Origin of the sequence: Pseudomonas sp. NPDC077408, assembly GCF_050269105.1 — a bacterium.
In the GTDB taxonomy this organism is placed as follows: Bacteria; Pseudomonadota; Gammaproteobacteria; order Pseudomonadales; family Pseudomonadaceae; genus Stutzerimonas.
Genome location: NZ_JBNNHS010000002.1, coordinates 814,736 through 831,346 on the forward strand (window position 1 = coordinate 814,736; position 16,611 = coordinate 831,346).

Genomic DNA, 16,611 nt, shown 5'->3' on the forward strand with positions numbered 1-16,611 from the left:
GAAAAATGAGCCGCATTATAGGCCCAAACCCACCCTCGTCGATACGCGCCCAGTGGCTAGGCTGCAGCAGCCAGTCGCCGGCAGCTGTCGTGCGCCGGTAAGCCGGCACGGTTATGCTGCGGACATCCTAATCAGCACCGCAGGTCACCATGCCCGTATCAGTTGAAGCCGTAACCGAGCCCAGCCAGCAAGACCGCACCGATCTGGTGAAAATCTTTGCCGATGCACCGAGCTGGCTACTGGCGCCCCACGCAGACGCCGCAGCATTGATCGAGGCGGGACTGGCCGATCGCAGCCTTATCGCCGGTCGCTTTAACGACCGCCTGCTCGGCGCCGCCCTGCTGCAGCGCGACGGGCCCCACTGGTGCCTCTCGCATCTGTGCGTGCGCGCGATCACACGCCGTCGCGGCGTCGGTAGGCGGATCCTCGAAGAGAGCCAGCGCCTAGCTCGCGAAGCCGGAAAGGAGTTGCATCTGGCGGCACCGACAGATCACCTAGAAGCTCAAGCATTGGCCGCACGAGCACATTTGCCGCTGGACACCATCTAGCGATCAATCAGCGCCTGGTCGCGAAGCCGCAACCGACACGGTGCGTGCCAGTGCCACCGGCGCGCATAGGAACCCAGGCGCCGCTAGCCACTCCAACGCCAGCCACGGCAAACAGCCATGGCGCCCGGCGTTATACTCGCTGCTTTTGAAATGCCAAACACAAAGGACCTGTCCATGAAATCGCTCGGCAAGATCCTGGGCCTGGTAATCCTCGGGTTGCTGCTCCTTATCGTCGCACTGGGCTTTGCCCTCACGCATTTGTTCGACCCCAACGACTATAAAGACGAAATCCGTGCACTTGCTCGCGAAAAGGCCGGGCTCGAACTGGACATCGCCGGCGACATCGGCTGGAGCCTGTTCCCCTGGCTCGGCCTGGAATTGCACGACACCACCCTGGCCAGCGTGCAGACACCCGAACAACCCTTAGCCAACCTGCGCATGCTGGGTCTTTCGGTCCGGGTGCTGCCGTTGCTAAGCCGCGAAGTGCAGATGAGCGACATCACACTCAACGGACTCAATCTGACGCTCGCCCGCGACGAGAAGGGCCGCGGCAACTGGGAAGGCGTGGGCCGTCCGACCACTAGCGAAACGCCACCCGACACTGCAGCAGCGCAACCGGCCGAGCCCTCCACCGACGAACAGCCGTCCGACAACACCAGGCGTCCACTGCAATTGGACATCGACAGCCTGACCATCAGCGATGCACGGGTGACCTACCACGATGCGCAAAGCGGGCAGCAATTCAGCGCCGAAGGCATCGAGCTAACCACGGGGGCCATTCGCGAAGCCACTTCGATTCCGGTCAAGCTCAACGCCTTTTTCGGCAGCAACAAGCCGGTGATGCGCGCTCGCACCGAGTTGCAGGGCGCGTTGCGCTTCGATACCAAATTGCAGCGCTATCAGCTGGAGGACCTTCGCTTGAGCGGCGAGGCCTCCGGCGAGCCATTACAGGGCAAGACACTCTCCTTTAGCGCACAAGGCCAGCTGCTGGCTGACCTGGCCGCCGACATCGCCGAGTGGACCAGCCTTAAGTTCACCGCCAACCAGCTACGCGGTCTTGGCGAGCTGAAAGCCCGCGACCTGCAGAACCAACCGAAGATCAGCGGGGCACTGTCAATTGCAGAATTCAACCTGCGCGAATTCCTCGAGAGCATCGGCCAACAGCTCCCGGACATGGCCGACAACACCGCGCTGGGCAAAGCCGAGCTGGTCACCCGTCTTGCCGGCACGCCGACCAGCCTGACCTTCGAAGAGATCAATCTGAAGCTGGACGGCAGCACCTTTACCGGCCAGATCGCAGTCAGCGATTTCGCCAAGCAATCGCTGCGAGTCGACCTCAGTGGCGACCAGTTCAATCTTGATCGCTACCTCCCCCCACCAGGAAAGGATGACGCGGCTGCCGCCGCGCGCCAGAGCGAGGTCAGGGCCACCGAAGCGGCTGTGATAGGCAGCGGCACCACTCCGCTACCTGACAAACCAACCCAGCAAGCCTGGAGCAGTGCAACCGTGCTGCCGGTCGGCTCACTGCGCAGCCTGGATACGCGCATCAATTTGAACATCGACAACCTCACTGCAATGAAGCTGCCGCTCGATAACTTTGCCCTCAAGGCACGCACTGCGGGCGGGCTGCTGACGCTAGAGCAATTGCGTGGAGGGCTCTACAACGGCCGACTGGAAGCCTCGGCAAGCCTCGACGTTCGACCACAGATACCGTTGCTCACTGCCCAGACCCGCATGGCGCACGTCCCGATCGAAGGCCTGCTGCAAAGCCAGGGCGAACAGGTGGTGATCAAGGGCTTGCTTAACCTGGACAGCGATCTACGCACTCAGGGCAACAGCCAGCAAGCCTGGATCGACAACCTCAACGGCAAGATCGGCTTCATCATCGACAACGGCGTCCTCGTCGACGCCAACCTCGAGCAGCAGCTCTGCCGCGCCATAGCCACCCTCAATCGCAAGCCGCTTGGCAGCGAGCCGCGCGGCAAGGACACGCCGTTCCGCGAATTGAAAGGCAACCTCACCCTACGCAACGGCGTCGCCAGCAACCCGGACCTGAAAGTCAGCATTCCCGGCCTCACGGTAAACGGCAACGGCGATGTGGACTTGCGCGTGCTTGGCATGGACTACCGCGTCGGCATCGTCATCGAGGGCGACAAGGGCGAGATGCCAGACCCGGCCTGTGCGGTCAACGAGCGCTACGTCGGCATCGAATGGCCGCTGCGCTGCCGAGGGCCGCTGGAACTGGGCGCCAAGGCGTGCCGCTTCGATAATGATCGCCTTGGCAAAATCGCCGCCAGATTGGCCGGCGACAAGCTCAACAAGACCATCGAAGAGAAGCTCGGCGACAAAGTCAGCCCGGAACTCAAGGACGCCCTCAAAGGCTTGTTCAATCGATGATCGCAGAGCCCATGAGCCCCGAGCAGTTCGGCACAGCCATACTGGACTGGTATGACCGCCATGGCCGCAAGGATCTGCCCTGGCAGCAAGGCATCACGCCGTACAGGGTCTGGGTTTCGGAGATCATGCTGCAACAGACGCAGGTCAGCACCGTTCTCGGTTATTTCGATCGGTTCATGGAAGCGCTTCCAACGGTCCAGGCTCTGGCCGACGCCGAAGAAGACGAGGTGCTGCACCTATGGACAGGCCTCGGTTACTACAGCCGCGCCCGTAACCTGCACAAGACCGCCAAACGGGTCGTCACCGAGCACGGTGGCGAATTTCCACGTTGCGTCGAGCAGCTCGCTGAGCTTCCCGGTATCGGTCGTTCTACCGCCGGCGCCATCGCCAGCCTGAGCATGGGCCTGCGCGCGCCGATCCTCGACGGCAACGTCAAGCGCGTACTGGCACGCTATGTCGCACAGCAGGGATATCCAGGCGAGCCAAAAGTGGCCCGCCAGCTATGGGAAGTAGCTGAGCGCTTCACGCCGCAGCAGCGCGTCAATCACTACACCCAGGCGATGATGGATCTGGGCGCCACGCTCTGCACACGCAGCAAGCCAAGCTGTCTACTCTGCCCGCTACGATCAGGTTGCCGCGCCCACCTGCTGGGCCGCGAAACGGAATTTCCGGTGCCCAAGCCCCGCAAGGCACTGCCACAGAAGCGCACCCTGATGCCGCTGCTGGCCAACCCGGACGGCGCCATCCTGCTTTATCGTCGCCCTTCTAGTGGGCTATGGGGCGGCCTCTGGAGCCTGCCCGAGCTGGAGGATCTGGCGGCACTCGATCCTCTCGCCCAGCGCCATTCCCTGCAGATGCAGGATCGCCGGGAGCTGCCCGGCCTGACCCATACCTTCAGTCATTTCCAGCTTGCCATCGAGCCCTGGCTGATCCGAGTCCAATCCCCACCCGGCGCCGTGGCCGAGGCTGACTGGCTCTGGTATAACCTCGCCACCCCGCCGCGACTGGGGCTTGCCGCCCCGGTAAAGACGCTGCTCAAGCGCGCCGCTGCCGAATTGAACGCAGGAGAGATGTCATGACCCGCACCGTGAACTGCCGCAAGTACAAAGAAGAACTCCCCGGCCTAGAGCGCCCCCCCTACCCTGGCGCCAAGGGCGAAGACATCTATAACAACGTATCGAAAAAGGCCTGGGACGATTGGCAGAAACATCAAACCATGCTGATCAACGAACGCCGACTGAACATGATGAACGCCGAAGACCGCAAATTCTTGCAAACCGAGATGGACAAATTCCTTTCGGGCGAAGAGTACGCACAGGCCGAAGGCTACGTACCGCCAAGCGAATGAGGCGCGGGGTTGGGGTGACACGCTCAGCGACTCCCTACCCAACCCAGGCCAACCGTTTTAAACCACGAACGCCGGCATGCATCGCTAAATGCCCGTTCTTGCTAAATATTTCCAAACCGCGCTTGACAGGCAAAAGCCAAATCCGTCTAATAGCGCCCCGTTGCCCAGGTAGCTCAGTCGGTAGAGCAGGGGATTGAAAATCCCCGTGTCGGCGGTTCGATTCCGTCCCTGGGCACCATCTATTCATTTCAGGTGGTGCCAAAACCACCCGAAAGCCCACAAGAAGCCCGCCTAGTGCGGGTTTTTTGTTGTCTGCACTTCCCTACCCTTCCCTTGTAAGCCCAAACAATTGTGCGTAGATTCGTGAGTAGAGCCGGTTCGGTCTAAAAATCTACTCACAGCGACACAATGGGGCGCCCGAATGGCGCGGCTTGCGAGGGAATTGCAATGGCCTTATCCGATACCACCATCCGCACCGCCAAGCCGAAGGAAAAGCTTTACCGGCTGACGGACGCCAACGGGTTATGCCTGGAAGTGGCGCCAACCGGCTCCAAGCTGTGGCGCTATCGCTACCGCTTCGATGGCAAGGCAAAGATGCTGGCGCTTGGCACCTATCCTGCCGTCACGCTCCAGAAGGCCCGCCAGAAGCGCGACGAGGCGCGCCAGTTGCTAACCGAAGGCACCGACCCCGGCGAGCAGAGAAAAGCCGCCAGACAAGCGCAGCGGGCCGATGGCGTCACATTCGAGACGCTGGCGCGGGAGTGGTATGCCTACAACGCGCCGCGCTGGGCCGAAAGCACGGCCTACAAAGCCAAGCTGTATTTGGAAAACGACCTGATACCCGGCATCGGTGCCCGCCCGGTCAAAGCCGTCACCCGCCCGGAACTGGTCGAACTCGTGCGCAAGGTCGAAGCGCGGGGCACCCTGAATGCCGCTGGCAAAATTCGCCAATGGCTACACCAGATATTCCGCTTCGGTCTGGCCAGTGGCGTAGTCGAAGCCAACCCCGCCACCGATCTGGACGTGGTAGCCGCACCGCCAAAAGCCACCCGGCACCATCCGCACGTTGCCTTTGCCGAATTGCCCGAGCTGCTGGGCAAGATCGAATCAACCACGCTCAACACCCTGACCCGCTGCGCCATCCGTTTGCTGGTGCTGACTGCCGTTCGCCCTGGTGAGCTGCGCCAGGCGCCGTGGTCGGAGTTCGATCTGGACGGCGCCACCTGGACCATTCCGAAAGCGCGGATGAAAGCCCGCCGCCCGCATGTGGTGCCCCTGCCCCGTCAAGCCGTTGCCATCCTGCGCCAGCTCAAGGAAATCACGGGCGATTACCCGCTAGTGTTTGCAGGCCAGCAAAACCCCGACCGGCCAATGAGCGAGAACACAATCAACAAGGCGCTGCGCCTGATGGGCTACGAAGGGCGCCAGACCGGCCACGGGTTCCGCCACTTGCTAAGCACCGAACTCAACGGACGCGGCTATAACCGCGACTGGATCGAACGCCAACTAGCACACGGCGACAACGACGAAATCCGCGACACCTACAACCACGCCACCTACCTGGAGCAGCGCGGGGAAATGATGCAAGCCTGGGCCGATTCGATAGACGCTCAATGTGGCGGCGCCAATGTGGTGAGTATCAAGCGCAAGGCTTAACGGTTTTGGTTGGCCTAGCTCGACGGAGCGAAAAGCGGACTTCCCACCCGCCTGACCAGCCGATTTATTCAGGACGTGGGGAGCCTGGGAGGGCGCAGAAATGGAGAAGATATACCGGCTGCTTTCGTGGCTCGACATAGACCAAGCGGTGGACTGGCTACAGAACTTAACCGCAACTCAACTATACCCATACGACCTCTTGTCTTTATGTGCATCAAGGCGGTGTTACGCCTATGTCGATACTGAGGGCCTCTTGGGGTCTGATGAGGGACATGAGGTAGTTGGCAACGGTATTCATAAAGTCCTAAATCCTATGGTGCTAGCCGGTGCTGGCACTACGGCAGTTGTTGAATTGGCTTTGGAGGGTCCGGTTTTACTCACGGAAGGCGAGGAAAGCGAGGAAGAACCGTTTTGGACGGTATGGCACTCGAAAAAAATATCCCTGCGCGAGTGCAGAGCTTTATTTGTACCAGAGCAAGTCGAAGCGCTAGCGAGCATGATCAACGGACAGCCGGATCAGCCAAGCGAGAATGAACTTGAATATTTGCGAAAGCAGCTTGAGCAAGAGAGAGCAGCCCGGGAGGCTTCTGAAACAGAGCTTATGCAACGGCGGGTAGAGGGCGGCAACCGGGCTTTAGAGAGTATGCGGCAAATGCTTATGCATGAGCATAGTGAGTTCGCAGCGATGCAACAGCGTGCGGAACTAGCAGAGCGCATGGTTGCAGCCCTGGAAACGCAACTAGCCGAGCAAGAAGAGCAGCGGCAGTCGGATGATAAGACCTTCAAAGCACTGACTAGACAGCTGCGCGAGCTACATGGCGGCAAGCACCCAATGCCAGCGACTCATACAGGTCTGGTGTTTCCTTACGCCACCAAAGAGCTGGAAGCCATGCGGGCCGCCGTGGCGGAATATTGGGAAGGCTATACCCCAGACAAGCGTCAGCCGACTCAGAAGGCTGTTGCATACTCATTAGGAGAGAAATTGAATCTGCCGCGACAGGGGAGCGGCGACCCAGCGCGCAAGGCGACAGCACTGGCATCGGCCATAAAGCCGGACACACTGCCAGACGCCTGACAGTGAGGGGTGACAGCATGTACTGACACCATGTCACCCCTAGCTGTCACCCTCCCCCCGCCCCGCACCATTACGCCCATCGCTCCCACTATCACCCAAGGAGTAACTAGCGATGGCCGCACAAACCAACCCCGCCCAACTTTCCCGCCGCTTTATCAAGCTGGCAAAGGTGAAGGACTACACCAGCCTTTCCACTTCCGAAATCTACCGGCGCATTGCTGCCGGGACCTTCCCTAAGCAGGTCAAACTAGGACCAAAATCTAGCTGCTTCGTCGAGGCGGAAGTTTTGGCTTGGTGCGATGAGATGGCCGCCCAACGCGGGGAGGCTGCATAAATGACCGACAAAACAACGCAACGCCATAGCACTAGTGTCGAAGCACAACGCGCTCGCCTGCTGGCACGGCTACGGCTTGGCGCCCTGGACACTTTCACCGCCCGCCGTGAACTGCACGTCATGCACCCTGGAGGGCGAATCAAAGAGCTGCGCACCGCTGGCCACCCCATCCGCACCGAACGGATCACGTTGACCGATGAAGACGGCATTACCCACAACGGTGTCGCCCTTTACTACCTGAGCAGCACCAGCGCGGAGGCGACAGAATGAACGCGCCGCACTCCATCGCCGTGTGCTGGGGCCATCTACTGCCGGACCCTTCGCGCCTTAACACACTGTCCGCCGACGATCTGGACGCAATCGAGCGCACCGCCGAGTGCGAGGCTATGACGGTCGGGCACGGCATCGCCGCCATTGGCGAGCTGCTGGCCAACACCGCCGACGCTGGCGAACTCACCAACCATACCGCCCGCGACATTGGTTGGTTGCTCCAATCACTTGGCTACCTATCGGGCCGGCTCACTGACGTGGCCAACGGCGCCGAGTACGAGCTAGAGCGCCGCAAGGCCACCCCGCCACACCCCACCGCAGAGGGCTAAACCATGACCATTCAAAACGGCGCCCATGCGTCGGGGGGATCGGCTTGCCTGGAGAAAGCCGAACTGGCCTTCCGCGACGCCCTGCAAGCCACGTTCGGGCCGCTGGATTGGCTGCCAGTAGCAGACGGCACCATTCACCGTTTCCGCGTGCCAGACGACAAGCCCGGCACGCTCAATGGCTGGTATGTCTTGCACTTGGACGGCATCGCGTCGGGAGCCTTCGGTAGCTGGAAAGCGGGAGGCTCGAGCACTTGGAGCAGCCGCAAGCCCGCCGACCCAATGGAAGCCGAATTGATCCGCCAGCGCGTCGAGCACGCCAGAGAGCAGCGCGAAGCTGACCAGACCCGGCGCCAGATTGCGACAGCCAGCTATGCGGGCACGCTATGGAGCGATGCCCAACCAGCTGCGCCCGAACACCCCTACCTGACCCGCAAGCGCATTGCCCCGCATCGCCTGCGCCAACGTGGTGACGTTCTGCTGGTGCCGCTGTACGCCGATGGCTACCTGTGCAACCTGCAACGCATCGCAGCGGATGGCAGTAAGCGTTTCCTATCTGGAGGCCGGGTAAAGGGTGCCTATTCGCCTATTGGCGTATTGGAGGCAGGCCAACCGCTGTACGTCTGCGAAGGCTGGGCAACCGGGGCAACCATCCATGCCGAAACCGGCGCCGCTGTGGCCTGCGCCATGAATGCGGGCAACCTGCTGGCAGTCGGGCGCCAGCTACAGCGGCACCACCCCGACAGCCCGTTGATTATCGCTGGGGATGACGACCGCCATACCGAAGCCGAGGGCAAAGGCAACCCCGGACGCACCGCAGCCACTCAAGCCGCTGCCGTGCTGGGCTGTGGGCTGGTACTGCCGCCCTTCCCCTCCGATGCCCCGCTGGAGCTTTCGGACTTCAACGATCTAGCCAACTGGAGGGCCGCACCATGAGCGCAGCCACCGTTACCCCGATTGTGCCGGAAGCCGCCGCGCCAGCTATAGAGCGCCCCTGTTATCGCGTCTATGACCACACCATCACCCTGGACGGCGTGAAGCTGCGCCCCGGGGTCTGGCATCACGGCCACCGGCAAGACAAGCAAGGCGGGGAGTTCCTGCCATTCGATGAGTGGCTGTGCGGGCCGTTGCATGTCGAAGCCGTCACCAGAAACGAAGGCCAGGACGGCGACTACGGGCGCCTGTTGCGATTCCGCAACGCCGACCGCCGCGAACTGACCTGGGCAATGCCCAACGAGCTGTTGGCGGGCAAGCCCGATTCGATTTTGTCTGTCCTGCTGGGCATGGGCCTGGACGTGGATTACCAGCGCCGCGCCAAGGTCTGCCAGTACATCGCCGCTCAATACCCAAAAGACCGCGTGATAGCTGCCACTTCGACCGGGTGGCACACCCGCGAACTCTTCATCATGCCGCGCCAGAACATCGGCAAGGGCAAAGCGATCTTTCAGAGCGAAGCCGCCAACGGTGATGACTACCGCCAAGGCGGAACGCTGGAAGGCTGGCAAGACAGCATCGGTGCCAAGTGCGAAGGCAACCCGCTGTTGGTGCTGAGCGTGTGCGCTTCATTGGCGGGGCCGCTGCTGTACCACGTTCAACGGCAAGGCGGGGGCTTTCACATCGTCGGCGATTCCAGCACCGGCAAGAGTTCCGCCATTCTGGCCGGGGCTTCGGTATGGGGGCACGGTGAGGACTTCAAACGCACTTGGCGGGCTACCGGCAACGGCCTGGAAGGTATCGCCAGCCAACGCAATGACACACTGCTGGCGCTGGATGAGATAGGCGAAGCCGACCCACGAGAAATCGGCGCTGTGGTCTACGCGATGGCGAACGGCACCGGCAAGGCCAGAGCCAGCCGCAACGGTTCGGCAAGGGCTGCGAAGCGCTGGCGCGTCATGCTTTTTTCGTCTGGTGAGCTAGGGCTATCGGCGCTGATGGCCGAAGGCGGCAAGCGCAGCCGGGCGGGGCAGGAGATCCGCCTGCTGGATATACCCGCCCGCCGCGCTTTCGGTGCCTGGGATCAATTGCACGGCATGACCGGGGGCCGGGAGTTTTCCGACGCTATCCAACGCGCCAGCGTGACCCACTACGGGCACGCCGGGCCGCAGTTCATCCGCAAGCTGCTGGAGCTTGGCGAGCAGGACGATTTACCCGCGCTGCTGGCGCGATTCTGCGCGCAGTACCCCAGCACCAGCGGCCAAGAAAGCCGAGCCGCTGAACGCTTCGCCCTGGTGGCAATGGCTGGCGAACTGGCTATCAGCTTTGGCGTGCTGCCCCTTCCGGTCGGAACCGCCCGAGATGCCATGTTGGGGCTGTTTGAAGTATGGCGAGCAGGCCGGGGGCAAGGCCCAAGCGAGGATCGGCAGATCTTGCGCGCCATCGCTGACTTCATCGCCCGCCACGGCGACACCCGGTTTTCATCCGCCGACGATGCACAAGGCGAAGCCAGGGACCGCGCCGGGTATTGGGAAGACAGCCCAAGCGGACGCCTGTACCTGTTCAACCGTCCCGGCCTGGAGGACGCCGCCAAGGGTTACGACCTGGGGCGCGTGGTGCTGGCGCTGGAGTCGGCTGGAGCCATCGCCAAGCGCGAACCGGGCCGCGCACAAGCCACCAAGCGACTGCCCAGCGGGCGCAAGGAAAAACTGTACTGGATCGACGCCGCCAGGCTGGAGCCAGAACTGTAAACGAACCTTGCATATCCAACTGGGGACACCGGGGACAGTGGGGGCGCCCTAGTGCCGCAGGGGCTAGAGCTGTCCCCACCCGCTGCAAAGGCAAGGGGACAGTGGGGACAGGCCGGGCAATTTGTCCCCTTTGCCCCCACCCACCGAAAGGGATAGGGGACAGCTACAGCCCGCGCCGTTACTTGCTGTCCCCTTTGTCCCCTCTGTCCCCACGGCAAAACACGAAAGGAAAGTGAAATGAGCGCACTTCGCCAGCTTGCCGCGAACTTGGGATTATCGAGCGACCCGCAGCCATTACTAGACACGGCGCCCGTCCATCCTGCCGCCAACGATTCGCAGCAACGAACCAGCGCCCAAGCCCTACCCGCCGCACTGGAAGCACCAGCCCATGCGGACGGCATCGGTGCCGCAACCGCGCAGCCCACCTACCCGACCCGGTACATTGTTACAGCCGCCACGGCAGCACCTGAATGGCGTCAGCGTCGCGACCAATACATGAGCCACCTTATGTCCTGCCGAGCCTGCTATGCGCCGACAAACCGCTACTGCCAGACCGGCACCGAACTTCACGCCATCTACAACGCTACACCTATAGCCGATAGCTAGAGGGGGTGGGCTTGGGTCCTCCTGAGGGGGTGGGGCCGTGCGGGTGATTCGTGCCCCGCCTTTTCGCTTCATACGGACTTTTCCGGGCTGCCCCCGCTTCCGGTTCCGCTTTCCGCTGGAAGCCCCCGCCAGCAAGCCCGCAACGATTACCAGCCACGCGGAAACGACCGGCACAAGTTGGCCTATTGCCCAGCACCAGCGCCCGACCTGCGAAGCCTGGAGCGATACAACGAAACAACAACCAACCCGCCAGCCAGCGCCGTATATAGCGAACGGTCACGGCACGAAACACCCGCACCCCCTGCCGCCCTACCAGAAGGACCCGCTACCGGGAGGGGGGTGGGCTAAAAGTTCTATCGATGGCTTTCCCGAACGATAGGGGGAGCCACATTCTTGTTTCCGCAAAATCCGCATTCCTCGCATTCCCCGCATGACCCGATAAACCGTCCACGGCAGCGGTTCGCAATGTTCGCGCTATTGGTTCGCAGTCTGGTACGCAAGCTGGTACGCACGGAAAGCACGCATTTTTCACGCACACTTTCCACGCACTACCCCGTTTCGGGGAATCAACCCCATGAAAGCCGGTTTAGTGACCAGTACGCGCACGTACGCGAGGCCACGAGGGTGATATCAGGGTGAGGCGTACGGTAAGGTCGCGGTATGGCGACGTCGAGGCACGGCAAGGTTAGTGCAAGGGTGAGGGGGCGATTACGGGGAGGAACCCCAAGGTCGCCCCAAGGGGTGAGGCTGAAAAAACAATCAACGGATATCAAGCGCCCCGGCACCTCTTCCAAAGTAGATAGGGTTAGATTCCGACGCTGACAGCAGGCCGGAGCACGCTAAGAAAACACCTAGGCACAACAGCGACCCGAAACTCCAAAGCAGGGGCAGCAAAAGAAAAAGCGGGTAGATTTGTGCGTAGATTATTTACCGCACACAAGCGAAACCCTTACAGCACACGACTTTCAGCGGATAGTTCGGTTCCGTCCCTGGCACCATCTATTCATTTCAGGTGGTGCCAAAACCACCCGAAAGCCCATAAGAAGCCCGCCTAGTGCGGGTTTTTTGTTGTCTATACTTCCCGTGGAAACCGTTGTAAGCCCAATCTTTAGGGGCATTCTTTGGGGCATGACCGGTTCGGTCAAATTTATGCCCCTACGAGGTGCCCCCCTGCCACGGAAAGCCACGCCGCTGGACGGACAGCGCGATCAAAGTAGTCAAGCCCAAGGACAGCCCCTACAAGTTGACGGACGGCCAGGGCTATATCTGGAGGTCACGCCGAACGGCTCGAAGCTGTGGCGCCTCAAGTACCGTTTCGATGGCAAGGAAAAGCGGCTCGCCCTGGGCGCTTACCCTGCCGTTTCTCTACAGCAAGCCCGCCAGAGGCGCACAGAGGCACGCGAACTGCTTGCCCATGGGGCTGACCCTGGCGCAGAGAAAAAAGCCGCCAAACAAGCGCAACGGGCTGATGGCGTGACATTCGAGACGCTGGCGCGGGAGTGGTACGCCTTCAACGCTCCGCGCTGGGCCGAAAGCACGGCCTACAAAGCCAAGCTGTATTTGGAACACGATCTGATACCCGGCATCGGTGCCCGCCCGGTCAAAGCCGTCACCCGCCCGGAACTGGTCGAGCTGGTGCGCAAGGTCGAAGCGCGAGGCACGCTGAACGCCGCTGGCAAGATCCGCCAATGGCTACACCAGATATTCCGCTTTGGGTTGGCCAGTGGCGTAGTCGAAGCCAACCCCGCCACCGATTTGGACGTGGTAGCCGCACCGCCAAAAGCGGCCCGCCATCATCCGCTCGTTGCCTTTGCCGAATTGCCCGAGCTGCTGGGCAAGATCGAATCGACCACGCTCAACACCCTGACCCGCTGCGCCATCCGTTTGCTGGTGCTGACTGCCGTTCGCCCTGGTGAGCTGCGCCAAGCGCCGTGGTCGGAGTTTGATCTGGACGGCGCTACCTGGACCATTCCGAAAGCGCGCCAGCAGAGCTCGCAGCACGCTGCATGGGCAATTCACAGACAAGCAAGAAGCCTTCCTTGACTTCGTCCTGTCGCAATACGTGAAGGAGGGTGTAGAGGAGCTGGGTCCCGAAAAACTCTCCCCTTTGCTGAAGCTTCGCTACAGGAATGCGATTAACGATGCAGTTGCAGACCGAGGTAGGCCGGAGCTGATCAAGAATCTTTTTTTCGGCTTTCAGAAGCATCTTTATGATGGTGCGCAAGGGAACAGCGCCCCATAGCGAATATCGCATGATATTGCCCTGCACTGCCTGCAGACTGACAAGCCTAGTTCAGGCGGCCGCAGAAAGTACATCTGGACGAATCGCCGCAAACCACGCACATCCCGCCAAGCCTTGTCACCTCATCCCAACGACTTGTTTCTGAGCTAGGCTGATGCTAACGGTGGGAGGGCTGAGCTGAATTGGTCCGGCCGCGTCGAACTGCCAAGGAATGCCCCACAACGCAAGGAGCCGAACGGTGCACAGGATTCTGTTGATTCTGCTGATCTGGCTGTTGTCGAGCGCCGCCCCGGCCAGCGCGGCGCAGTGGCGCTTCGTGACCGAAGATTTCCCCCCTTTCACCTATCCGGCTGACGCGCCGGTCAGCGAAACCGCAGGCGTTGCCGCCGCCGGCCCGTTTGTGGAGGTGGTAAATTCGATCTGCGCACGCTTGCATCATCAGTGCACGATTGAGCTGTACCCCTGGCAGCGCGCATACCGCCTGGCCGAACAGGGGCTTGCGGACGGAATATTCACACTGACACCTTCACCGCAGCGCGAGCAGATGTTCCACATCAGCCGGATGCTGGTCACTTCTCGCTACAGTGTTTTCGCCCAGGCCAAAAGCAGCTTCGTCTTCAATCAACCAACTGATGTGGCGGGACGGCTGGTTGGCGTTTATGGCCCGTCCGGCACCTCTTATGTGCTGTCCGAGCGCCTCAAGTGGGTGCCTGACGTACGCCTGCACCTGACTACCGACAATCGCCGACTCTTGCGCATGCTGCAGTCCGGGCGCTTCGGCGTGGACGGTCTGGCGGTGCTCAATCAGGATGTCGCCTGGCACCTGATCGAGGAAGAGCGCCTTGCCGGAGTGCGTGAGGCCGGCGAGATGGGTCCGATCCGCTACGGCATCGGTCTCTCGCGCAAGACGGTGAGCGCAGCACAGTTCGAAGCCTTCGAGCAGGTGCTGGATGCGGCAATAGCCGATGGCACGGTGCCGAAGATCCTGCGCCGCTACCAGCTCGAAGCCGCCTTCTGAACGCTGCGCACACCATGGCGCTGCTGCTCAGCACTTCCGCCTTCACGCTGTCATTGACGTTGAGCTGGAAGCCTAACTGGCTGCGCCTGTTGCTTAGGGCTTTTTCTTGGCGGCTAGAAATACCCACTGAACCGCCCCGCCGGGACCGAGCCCCGTCTCATGGCCAATGTCCAGGCACAGATGGACGAGGCTCTCCACGGCCGCCTAGTCACCACTTCTTGTCCTTGTCGTAACAGCCAGAACCCAGGTCGTATTTGGGCAAATCCCAACCTTACCGGTCAGTATAGTTTCAGCTGTCACCACGCTGAGACCAGTACCATGGACAAAACCAGAATGCGCTTGATTGATTCGGCGCTGAGACTGTTCCTATCGCACGGTGTGCATATCACTGGGGTAACGGCCATCGCTTCTCTGGCCGGCGTTACCAAGATGACGCTCTACAGCCACTTCCCTTCCAAAGACTCCTTGATAGTGGCCTGTCTTGATGAGCGCGACCGGCGCTGGCGCGAAGAGGTAGAGCGCACGCTGGCGAAGCAGCCCGACCCGGTCAGCAGCATGCTTGCTTTTTTCGATCTCTATGAGCGCTTTCTTCTGCGAGACAGCGGGCGCGGGTGCTTGTTTGTCAACAGTGCGGCTGAATTCCCGCAGCCGGACCATCCTGTGCGCCTGGCAGTCAGTCGGCATAAACAGAGAATTCGCGAGAATCTCTCGGCATTGGCCGCGAGCGCAGGTGTACGAGACCCTGATATGGCGGCCGAAGGCCTGTTTATCCTGCTGGAGGGCAGTTTTGTCAGCGGCTCGATGAGCCAGGACACGCCGGTATTCGATACAGCTCGCAGGATGGCTCAAGGCTGGATCCAGCAACAGGCATCACAGGAGCAGAGCGCATGACACTCGGCCTGCTGGCAGCAATTGCTGCGACGTTTTCCTGGTCACTGCTCTTTATATTTCCGCAACTGGTTGGCGATTACAGCGTTTTCGATTTGGCCGTGGTGAGCTACGCCTTTGCCGGCGTGGGCAGCGCGATAGTGCTGTTCGTCTACCGCAGAGAAGTTCGGCAATTGCGGCTGAACGACTGGGCATGGGCAGCGCTGCTAGGGTTCCTGGGCTATATCGGCTTCTTCTTTCTGATTACGACGGCGGTATTGGCTGCAGGTCCGGTGATCCCTCCGGTCATGATGGGCTCCGTACCTATAGTGCTCGCCATTACTGCTAACTTGCGAAGCTCCAGCATTCCCTGGCGCGCAATTGCCGGCCCGCTGGTGATGGCAGCCCTTGGGATAGGGGTGGTCAACTACAGCGCGTTCAACGCGAGCGGGGCGATGGTGGACCGCCCAACAGGCTCAATACTGTTTGGGTTGCTTGCATCATTGGTGGCTATTGCCTTTTGGACGGGGTTCGGCCTGTTCAATGAAAGCGCTCTGGCCCAACGCCCAAAGATGTCACCGATGCTGTGGTCAGCCATGCTGATTTTCAGCTGCGCCGTTGAAATGCTGGTCTTTATCCCGGTTGGGCTCTACCTGGAGCTGTCCAACTTCGCTATTCAGCCAGGCGAAGTGGCCGGAACCCAGGCACTGATAATCAGTGGAATGGTCCAAGGCCTGGGCGCCACACTTGCCGCCGCCTGGGCGTGGTCAGTCGCAACTCGTCGGCTACCTCTCGCGCTCAGCGGTCAGTTAATCGCCAGTGAAACCCTCTACGCGACTGCACTGGGTCTGCTCATCACGCAACGCTGGCCGTCTACTGCCGAAGCGGTTGGCACGGGGATGCTGTTCATAGGCGTTGTGTGGGCTATTCAGGCGTTTTATAGCAGGCAATCGCGCATCAAGAGCATGGCGGTCTAACACAGCCGAGGTAGCTGGAGGCCAACGAGGCGAGCCAGGATTTCCGCACGCTCTACTGCGGCGCGCCCGCCAGGCAGGCCTGGCGCACCTCAACGCGACGGAGCAGCGGCGAGAGTTCTGCTTGGGCTCGGGAAAGCTCGTCCATCCGGCAGAGGGCCGGCAACTCGCTTGAGCCTTTAACGCTCCGCAACAGCAATTTCTGGTGAGTATTCCCTGGCCAAACGCCGTCTACTCTTCTGATATCGGTTTCGCTTCGAGGCGTC

16 protein-coding genes, 1 tRNA gene and 1 pseudogene are annotated in these 16,611 nt (G+C 61.1%); all 18 read left to right on the forward strand.

From position 1 onward, the window contains the following. The first annotated feature begins 149 nt into the window (after window positions 1-149). The 18 genes and pseudogenes from panM (at window position 150) to ACQKEK_RS08800 (ending at window position 16,348) form a co-directional block, all read left to right on the forward strand. Complete coding sequence (gene panM / locus ACQKEK_RS08715; protein WP_499142079.1) at window positions 150-548, forward strand: aspartate 1-decarboxylase autocleavage activator PanM; 399 nt, start codon at window positions 150-152, stop codon at window positions 546-548. Window positions 549-722: 174 nt separating this feature from the next. Then, entirely contained in the window at window positions 723-2,945 is a 2,223-nt protein-coding gene (locus tag ACQKEK_RS08720; protein ID WP_499142080.1) for an AsmA family protein, read from the forward strand. An 11-nt stretch (window positions 2,946-2,956) separates the two neighbouring features. Beyond that, entirely contained in the window at window positions 2,957-4,024 is a 1,068-nt protein-coding gene (gene mutY, locus ACQKEK_RS08725) for an A/G-specific adenine glycosylase (protein WP_499142249.1), read from the forward strand. Then, window positions 4,021-4,293, forward strand: a complete 273-nt coding sequence (locus tag ACQKEK_RS08730) for an oxidative damage protection protein (protein ID WP_045423453.1) — start codon at window positions 4,021-4,023, stop codon at window positions 4,291-4,293. Before mutY ends, ACQKEK_RS08730 begins: the two co-directional genes overlap by 4 nt. Window positions 4,294-4,455: 162 nt before the next feature. Beyond that, window positions 4,456-4,531, forward strand: a tRNA-Phe gene (locus ACQKEK_RS08735). Between the two features lie 209 nt (window positions 4,532-4,740). Beyond that, window positions 4,741-5,949, forward strand: a complete 1,209-nt coding sequence (locus tag ACQKEK_RS08740; protein WP_499142081.1) for a tyrosine-type recombinase/integrase — start codon at window positions 4,741-4,743, stop codon at window positions 5,947-5,949. A gap of 100 nt (window positions 5,950-6,049) precedes the next feature. After that, complete coding sequence (locus tag ACQKEK_RS08745; protein WP_417447402.1) at window positions 6,050-7,024, forward strand: hypothetical protein; 975 nt, start codon at window positions 6,050-6,052, stop codon at window positions 7,022-7,024. 112 nt (window positions 7,025-7,136) lie between these two features. Next, window positions 7,137-7,358: a helix-turn-helix transcriptional regulator gene (locus ACQKEK_RS08750; RefSeq protein ID WP_417447403.1), complete on the forward strand. Its 222-nt coding sequence runs from the start codon at window positions 7,137-7,139 to the stop codon at window positions 7,356-7,358. Continuing rightward, window positions 7,359-7,628 carry a helix-turn-helix domain-containing protein gene (locus tag ACQKEK_RS08755; protein ID WP_499142082.1) on the forward strand — a complete coding sequence of 90 codons (270 nt, stop codon included), beginning with the start codon at window positions 7,359-7,361 and terminating at the stop codon, window positions 7,626-7,628. It begins immediately after the preceding gene. Next, entirely contained in the window at window positions 7,625-7,957 is a 333-nt protein-coding gene (locus ACQKEK_RS08760) for a hypothetical protein (protein ID WP_499142084.1), read from the forward strand. Before ACQKEK_RS08755 ends, ACQKEK_RS08760 begins: the two co-directional genes overlap by 4 nt. A 3-nt stretch (window positions 7,958-7,960) precedes the next feature. After that, window positions 7,961-8,890, forward strand: a complete 930-nt coding sequence (locus ACQKEK_RS08765) for a toprim domain-containing protein (RefSeq protein ID WP_499142085.1) — start codon at window positions 7,961-7,963, stop codon at window positions 8,888-8,890. Next, window positions 8,887-10,638, forward strand: coding sequence for a DUF927 domain-containing protein (locus tag ACQKEK_RS08770; protein ID WP_499142086.1), 1,752 nt, complete (start codon window positions 8,887-8,889; stop codon window positions 10,636-10,638). Before ACQKEK_RS08765 ends, ACQKEK_RS08770 begins: the two co-directional genes overlap by 4 nt. Window positions 10,639-10,875: 237 nt before the next feature. Further along, window positions 10,876-11,244, forward strand: coding sequence for a hypothetical protein (locus ACQKEK_RS08775; RefSeq protein ID WP_499142087.1), 369 nt, complete (start codon window positions 10,876-10,878; stop codon window positions 11,242-11,244). A 1,149-nt stretch (window positions 11,245-12,393) separates the two neighbouring features. Next, window positions 12,394-13,272: pseudogene (locus ACQKEK_RS08780) on the forward strand (tyrosine-type recombinase/integrase); the annotation flags it as partial. Then, window positions 13,157-13,486 (forward strand): type I restriction-modification enzyme R subunit C-terminal domain-containing protein, encoded by a 330-nt coding sequence (locus tag ACQKEK_RS08785; RefSeq protein WP_499142088.1) that lies wholly within the window; start codon window positions 13,157-13,159, stop codon window positions 13,484-13,486. The pseudogene ACQKEK_RS08780 and the gene ACQKEK_RS08785, both read left to right, overlap by 116 nt. Before the next feature lie 238 nt (window positions 13,487-13,724). After that, window positions 13,725-14,504 (forward strand): substrate-binding periplasmic protein, encoded by a 780-nt coding sequence (locus tag ACQKEK_RS08790; RefSeq protein ID WP_499142089.1) that lies wholly within the window; start codon window positions 13,725-13,727, stop codon window positions 14,502-14,504. Window positions 14,505-14,663: 159 nt separating this feature from the next. Continuing rightward, a complete protein-coding gene (locus tag ACQKEK_RS08795) occupies window positions 14,664-15,395 on the forward strand; it encodes a TetR/AcrR family transcriptional regulator (RefSeq protein WP_499142090.1) in 732 nt (243 codons plus the stop codon). Beyond that, window positions 15,392-16,348 (forward strand): DMT family transporter, encoded by a 957-nt coding sequence (locus ACQKEK_RS08800; protein ID WP_499142091.1) that lies wholly within the window; start codon window positions 15,392-15,394, stop codon window positions 16,346-16,348. The genes ACQKEK_RS08795 and ACQKEK_RS08800 overlap by 4 nt, the downstream gene beginning before the upstream one ends. The last annotated feature ends 263 nt before the right edge of the window (window positions 16,349-16,611 follow it).

What these genes read in the sequence shown, in the direction of transcription:
- panM (WP_499142079.1), top strand. Translation starts at nt 150, where the DNA reads ATGCCCGTATCAGTTGAAGCCGTAACCGAGCCCAGCCAGCAAGACCGC.
- ACQKEK_RS08720 (WP_499142080.1), top strand. Translation starts at nt 723, where the DNA reads ATGAAATCGCTCGGCAAGATCCTGGGCCTGGTAATCCTCGGGTTGCTG.
- mutY (WP_499142249.1), top strand. Translation starts at nt 2,957, where the DNA reads ATGAGCCCCGAGCAGTTCGGCACAGCCATACTGGACTGGTATGACCGC.
- ACQKEK_RS08730 (WP_045423453.1), top strand. Translation starts at nt 4,021, where the DNA reads ATGACCCGCACCGTGAACTGCCGCAAGTACAAAGAAGAACTCCCCGGC.
- ACQKEK_RS08740 (WP_499142081.1), top strand. Translation starts at nt 4,741, where the DNA reads ATGGCCTTATCCGATACCACCATCCGCACCGCCAAGCCGAAGGAAAAG.
- ACQKEK_RS08745 (WP_417447402.1), top strand. Translation starts at nt 6,050, where the DNA reads ATGGAGAAGATATACCGGCTGCTTTCGTGGCTCGACATAGACCAAGCG.
- ACQKEK_RS08750 (WP_417447403.1), top strand. Translation starts at nt 7,137, where the DNA reads ATGGCCGCACAAACCAACCCCGCCCAACTTTCCCGCCGCTTTATCAAG.
- ACQKEK_RS08755 (WP_499142082.1), top strand. Translation starts at nt 7,359, where the DNA reads ATGACCGACAAAACAACGCAACGCCATAGCACTAGTGTCGAAGCACAA.
- ACQKEK_RS08760 (WP_499142084.1), top strand. Translation starts at nt 7,625, where the DNA reads ATGAACGCGCCGCACTCCATCGCCGTGTGCTGGGGCCATCTACTGCCG.
- ACQKEK_RS08765 (WP_499142085.1), top strand. Translation starts at nt 7,961, where the DNA reads ATGACCATTCAAAACGGCGCCCATGCGTCGGGGGGATCGGCTTGCCTG.
- ACQKEK_RS08770 (WP_499142086.1), top strand. Translation starts at nt 8,887, where the DNA reads ATGAGCGCAGCCACCGTTACCCCGATTGTGCCGGAAGCCGCCGCGCCA.
- ACQKEK_RS08775 (WP_499142087.1), top strand. Translation starts at nt 10,876, where the DNA reads ATGAGCGCACTTCGCCAGCTTGCCGCGAACTTGGGATTATCGAGCGAC.
- ACQKEK_RS08795 (WP_499142090.1), top strand. Translation starts at nt 14,664, where the DNA reads ATGGCCAATGTCCAGGCACAGATGGACGAGGCTCTCCACGGCCGCCTA.
- ACQKEK_RS08800 (WP_499142091.1), top strand. Translation starts at nt 15,392, where the DNA reads ATGACACTCGGCCTGCTGGCAGCAATTGCTGCGACGTTTTCCTGGTCA.